The organism is Pseudomonas sp. GXM4 (genome assembly GCF_008923895.1).
In the GTDB taxonomy this organism is placed as follows: domain Bacteria; phylum Pseudomonadota; class Gammaproteobacteria; order Pseudomonadales; family Pseudomonadaceae; genus Aquipseudomonas; species Aquipseudomonas atacamensis.
Genome location: NZ_WBRZ01000347.1, coordinates 1 through 4,805, shown reverse-complemented (window position 1 = coordinate 4,805; position 4,805 = coordinate 1). Strand labels below are relative to the sequence as shown.

Annotated in this window: 5 protein-coding genes; 3 read left to right on the top strand and 2 right to left on the bottom strand. The window is 59.7% G+C overall.

Features of this window, described 5'->3' with window-relative positions:
• Nucleotides 1-88: 88 nt before the first annotated feature.
• Complete coding sequence (hemN, locus tag F8N49_RS25580) at nt 89-1,471, top strand: oxygen-independent coproporphyrinogen III oxidase (RefSeq protein ID WP_151553087.1); 1,383 nt, start codon at nt 89-91, stop codon at nt 1,469-1,471.
• Here hemN and F8N49_RS25575 read toward each other — a convergent pair.
• Entirely contained in the window at nt 1,468-1,950 is a 483-nt protein-coding gene (locus F8N49_RS25575; RefSeq protein ID WP_016773866.1) for a hypothetical protein, read from the bottom strand. The two genes, hemN and F8N49_RS25575, sit on opposite strands and share 4 nt — an antisense overlap.
• Nucleotides 1,951-2,104: 154 nt before the next feature.
• Here F8N49_RS25575 and fnr point away from each other — a divergent pair, with 154 nt between their 5' ends.
• Both fnr and F8N49_RS25565 read left to right on the top strand, forming a co-directional pair.
• The gene (gene fnr, locus F8N49_RS25570; RefSeq protein WP_016773865.1) at nt 2,105-2,839 is read left to right on the top strand and encodes a fumarate/nitrate reduction transcriptional regulator Fnr; all 735 of its coding nucleotides are present in this window, start codon (nt 2,105-2,107) and stop codon (nt 2,837-2,839) included.
• A gap of 75 nt (nt 2,840-2,914) precedes the next feature.
• The gene (locus F8N49_RS25565) at nt 2,915-3,463 is read left to right on the top strand and encodes an adenine phosphoribosyltransferase (protein WP_024012326.1); all 549 of its coding nucleotides are present in this window, start codon (nt 2,915-2,917) and stop codon (nt 3,461-3,463) included.
• Nucleotides 3,464-3,533: 70 nt separating this feature from the next.
• Here the strand turns inward: F8N49_RS25565 and F8N49_RS25560 are convergent, their stop codons facing one another.
• On the bottom strand, nt 3,534-4,682 hold the full coding sequence (locus F8N49_RS25560; RefSeq protein WP_151553085.1) for an acyl-CoA dehydrogenase family protein: 1,149 nt from the start codon (nt 4,680-4,682) through the stop codon (nt 3,534-3,536).
• Nucleotides 4,683-4,805 lie beyond the last annotated feature (123 nt).

Here is a 4,805-nt window from a genome sequence, read left to right as displayed (position 1 = left end):
AATCCTCGCCGTTGATGCAAATCAAGATGCCCTGTAACGCCCTCCCCTAGACTCGCCACACTGCCAGCCTATCCGGGGGAATGCCCGCATGCTCGACGCCATTCGTTGGGACTCTGATCTGATCCGCCGCTACGATCTGGCGGGGCCACGCTACACCTCGTACCCGACCGCCGTGCAATTTCACGGTCAGGTCGGCACTTTCGACCTGTTCCACGCCCTGCGCGACAGCCGCAAGGCGCAGCGGCCGCTGTCGCTGTACGTGCATGTGCCGTTCTGCGCGAACATTTGTTACTACTGCGCTTGCAACAAGGTCATCACCAAGGATCGCGGCCGTGCGCAGCCGTATCTGCAACGGCTCGAGCAGGAAATCCAGTTGGTCGCCTGCCACCTCGACCCGGCGCAAACCGTCGAGCAACTGCATTTCGGTGGCGGCACACCGACCTTTCTCAGCCACGACGAGTTGCGCCAGCTGATGGCGCACCTGCGCAAGCATTTCAATCTGCTCAACGATGATTCGGGCGATTACGGTATTGAAATCGACCCGCGCGAGGCTGACTGGTCAACCATGGGCCTGCTGCGCGAACTGGGTTTCAACCGGGTCAGCATTGGCCTGCAGGATCTTGACCCGGCGGTGCAGCGCGCGGTCAATCGCCTGCAAAGCCTGGAAGAAACCCGCGCGGTGATCGATGCGGCGCGAACCCTGCAATTTCGCTCGATCAATATCGATCTGATTTATGGCCTGCCCAAGCAGACACCCGACAATTTCGCCCGCACCGTCGAGGAAGTGATCAGCCTGCAACCGGATCGCCTGTCGGTGTTCAACTATGCGCACCTGCCGGAACGCTTCATGCCGCAACGGCGGATAAACAGCAGCGACTTGCCGAGCCCGGCGCACAAACTGGAAATGCTCCAGCGCACCATCGAGCAACTGACCGCTGCCGGCTACCGTTACATCGGCATGGACCACTTCGCCCTGCCCGATGACGAGTTGGCGATCGCTCAGGAAGAACACACCCTGCAACGCAACTTTCAGGGCTATACCACCCACGGCCATTGCGACCTGATTGGTCTGGGCGTGTCGGCGATCAGCCAGATCGGCGATCTGTACTGCCAGAACAGCAGCGACCTCAACGCTTATCAGAACAGCCTCGCCAGCGCACAACTGGCGACCAGTCGCGGTCTGGTGTGCAACGCCGACGACCGCTTGCGCCGTGCAGTGATTCAGCAACTGATCTGCAATTTCAAACTTGAATTCGCCGAGATCGAGCAGCAGTTCAACATCGATTTTCAAGGCTACTTCGGCGCGCTGTGGCCGCAATTGCAAGGTATGGCCGAGGATGGCCTGATCAGACTGGAGCGCGAGCGCATCGAGGTGTTGCCGGCGGGTCGATTGCTGGTGCGCTCGGTGTGCATGGTTTTCGATGCGTACCTGGAGCAGCAGAACCGCCAGCGTTTCTCCCGAGTGATTTAAGGCTTGGTCAGCAACGAGCCGACTTTGAGGTTCTGATCAGGATTGAGCGCCGACTGGTTCATCACTTTCGACAAGGAAAGGTTGGCGGTGATCAGGCCGCTGTTGAGCGCGGCTATGGCGCCCCGTAATGCGGCGAGCTTGTTGATCTTTTCCTCGTTGGAGAGGGTTCTGTCTGACATGACCGCCGCCATGCGCGCTTTTTTCTCGATGATTTCTTTTTGGATCTTGCGAATCATCTTCAGCAACTGTTGGATGTTCTCCGGTAAGCCACTGTTGTCGATGTCACTGTTTTCGCCGCCGACAGCGGCGGATTTGGCGATGGCCGCGCCGGACAGCGACACTTTGACGCCCTCGACCAAGGTCGGGGTTGCCGTATTCGACAAGGCGTCGTCGCGGTCGATTGCAGCGTCGGGACCGGTTACCTCCGGCGAAGCAGCAATGCCGCTGCTACCGGGGCTTAGCGTGCCAATGGCGGTCATCGGGGCCTTCCTTGGATGAGTACTGATAGTGGGTTATCGGCCGGCGGTGCTGCGGCTTTATGTCTGTAGGACAACGCCGCCGCGTGCTGGCCTGAATGTCCTCCCGTGGGTTACCCTTACGGCTTATGTGTGTTTTCCCACAAGGATTGAAGAAATGTCCGAGCCAGTCAAACTGCGCGCTCACAACCAGGCCCACTGCAAGGATTGCAGCCTGGCCCCGCTCTGCCTGCCACTTTCTCTGAATCTGGAAGACATGGATGCGCTCGACGAAATCGTTAAACGCGGCCGCCCGCTGAAGAAGGGCGAGTTCCTGTTCCGCCAGGGCGACACCTTTGATTCCGTTTATGCAGTCCGCTCCGGCGCGCTGAAGACCTTCAGCCTGAGCGATGCCGGCGAAGAGCAACTGACCGGCTTCCACCTGCCAAGCGAACTGGTTGGCCTGTCGGGCATGGACACCGAAAAACACCCGGTCTCGGCCCAGGCGCTGGAAACCACTTCGGTCTGCGAAATTCCCTTCGAACGCCTCGACGAACTCGCGCTGCAATTGCCACAACTGCGCCGCCAGTTGATGCGGGTGATGAGCCGCGAGATCCGCGACGACCAGCAAATGATGTTGCTGCTGTCGAAGAAGACCGCTGACGAGCGCATCGCTACTTTTCTGGTCAACCTGTCGGCACGTTTCCGTGCTCGCGGCTTCTCGGCCAATCAGTTCCGTCTGAGCATGTCGCGCAATGAAATCGGCAATTACCTGGGCCTGGCGGTGGAAACCGTGTCGCGGGTGTTCACCCGCTTTCAGCAGAACGAATTGATCGCCGCCGAGGGCAAAGAGATCCACATCCTCGACCCGATCCAGTTATGCGCGCTGGCCGGCGGTTCGATCGAAGGCTGATCACGACCCGCGGTTGAGCGAATCGTTTCAGCCGCGGGTATACTGCGCCGTTTGCAGCCCTGCCAGGACACCCCGATGGTTTTCGACTCCTTCGACATCAAATCCCTGATCCGCCCCGTGATCGACTTTCCGAAACCGGGCGTGATCTTTCGCGACATCACCCCGCTGTTCCAGTCGCCGACGGCCCTGCGCCTGGTGATGGACAGCTTCGCCCACCGCTACGTCGAAGCCGACTTCACCCACATCGGCGCCATGGATGCCCGTGGTTTTCTGATCGGTTCTGTACTGGCCTACCAGTTGAACAAGCCGCTGGTGCTATTCCGCAAGCAAGGCAAACTGCCGGCGGACGTGCTGGCGGAAGGTTATGCGACCGAATACGGCGAAGCGTTCCTGGAAGTGCACGCCGACAGCCTGTGTGAAGGCGATTCGGTGGTGATGTTCGATGACCTGATCGCCACCGGCGGCACGCTGATCGCAGCGGCCAACCTGATTCGCCGCATGGGCGCGCGGGTGCATGAAGCGGCGGCGATCATTGACCTGCCAGAGCTGCAAGGTTCGCAGCGCTTGCAGGATATGGGTATCCCGACGTTCTGCCTGACGCAGTTTGCGTTGACTGATAAATAATCAAGATCTAAAGATTGATCGTTCCCACGCAGAGCGTGGGAACGATCATGCATCGGACGATCTTTTGCTTTTAGAGCCCCATCTGCTTGCTGATGATTTCGTTCATCACTTCCCGCGTCCCGCCGCCAATCGACAGAATGCGATTATCCCGATACAGCCGCTCCACCAGGCTTTCACGCATGTAACCGAGCCCGCCAAGGATCTGCACCGCCTCGGTGGTGATCCGGTCGGAGGTGTCGGTGGCGAAGTTCTTCGCCATGGAAATCTCCTTGATCACGCTCTGCCCCGCCGCCATTTTTGCCGCTTGCCGATACGTGAACTCGCGCGACACTTCCAGCGCCGTGGCCATTTCGGCGAGGCGATGTTTGATCACCTGAAATTTGCCGATGGGTTTGCCGAACGCCTCACGCTCGCGCGCCCACTTCAGGCTCTCCTCCAGCGCCAATTGCGCAGTCATGTTGGCCATCAGCGCCAGCGCCAGGCGTTCGCTCTGGAAATTGCCCATGATGCAGGCGAAGCCCATGTTCTCGGCGCCGATGAGGTTGCCTGCCGGCACGGAACAATTGTCGAAGAACAACTCAGCGGTGTCAGAGGCCCACCAGCCCATTTTCTTCAATTGCCTACCGACACTGAAACCCGGCGTGCCCTTCTCGATCAGCAACAGACTGATACCGCCGAACCCCGGCGCACCGGTACGCACCGCGACGGTGTAGAAATCCGCACGCACACCGCTGGTGATGAAAGTTTTGCTGCCACTGACCCGGTAGAAGTCACCGTCACGCACGGCGCGGGTTTGCAAGTTGGCGACGTCGGAACCGCCGCCGGGCTCGGTCACTGCCAGGGCGCTGATCTTTTCGCCGCTGAGCACTTGGGGGACGACTCGCTCTCGCACTTCAGGCCGCGCCCATTTGACGATCGGCGGCAAACCGATATCCAGCGACCCCAACCCCGCCACCAGCCCGCCTGAGCCACAGCGCATCAACTCTTCACTGGCGGCGACCTTGGCGAACAGATCGCCTTCATGGCTGCCGCCAAGCGCCTCGGGATAGCCGATACCGAGAATGCCCGCCGCACCGGCCTTGAGGTACAGCTCACGGGGAAAGCTTTCGGCTTCTTCCCACTGATCGATGTCCGGCAGGATCTCGCGTTCGACGAAACGTCTGACGCTGTCGCGGACCAATTGATTGCTGGGGTCGAAGTATTCCTGAAAGGCAGGCATGGGCGAGCTCCACGGAAGGGTTCGCCGACGTTAACCGAGCGCTTGCTTGGTATTCAAGATGCAGAAGATCAAAAGATCGCAGCCTTCGGCAGCTCCTACATTGGAATGCGTTCCCTGTAGGAG

What these genes read in the sequence shown, in the direction of transcription:
- F8N49_RS25560 (WP_151553085.1), bottom strand. Translation starts at nt 4,682, where the DNA reads ATGCCTGCCTTTCAGGAATACTTCGACCCCAGCAATCAATTGGTCCGC.
- F8N49_RS25565 (WP_024012326.1), top strand. Translation starts at nt 2,915, where the DNA reads ATGGTTTTCGACTCCTTCGACATCAAATCCCTGATCCGCCCCGTGATC.
- hemN (WP_151553087.1), top strand. Translation starts at nt 89, where the DNA reads ATGCTCGACGCCATTCGTTGGGACTCTGATCTGATCCGCCGCTACGAT.
- fnr (WP_016773865.1), top strand. Translation starts at nt 2,105, where the DNA reads ATGTCCGAGCCAGTCAAACTGCGCGCTCACAACCAGGCCCACTGCAAG.
- F8N49_RS25575 (WP_016773866.1), bottom strand. Translation starts at nt 1,950, where the DNA reads ATGACCGCCATTGGCACGCTAAGCCCCGGTAGCAGCGGCATTGCTGCT.